This is a genomic window from Ensifer sp. VA4 (assembly GCF_055710065.1).
In genome coordinates this window covers 1-252 of record NZ_JBVQPO010000095.1, presented here as the reverse complement: position 1 = coordinate 252, position 252 = coordinate 1, and the positions used below count along the sequence as shown (strand labels likewise).

The 252-nt window shown below is 63.1% G+C and carries 1 protein-coding gene; it reads left to right on the top strand.

Features of this window, described 5'->3' with window-relative positions; all coding sequences use genetic code 11:
- Positions 1 to 252, top strand: a 252-nt coding sequence (locus tag AC0C6X_RS30310) for a hypothetical protein (RefSeq protein WP_472956743.1), incomplete at both ends; no start/stop codon positions are given.

Below are 252 nucleotides of genomic sequence, written 5' to 3'. Positions count from 1 at the left end.
AAGGTCGATCTGGCGCTGAGCGTCGGCGGCGCATTGTTCGACGGTAGCGTCGATCTCGAACGACTGCGCCGTGCGGCGGCATCCGAGACGGTGATCGTTGCCGGCGAAGGAACCCAAAGCGTCGATTCGTCCGGCTGCCTTCGGCCTGATATACTTGATTCCGCCGCGTGTGCCGGGGAAGAGATCTGCTCTTCGCTCGCAGCGGCTGAGAATGCAGAAATGCGTTCGCGCTGGCGTTGCACCATCGGCTGC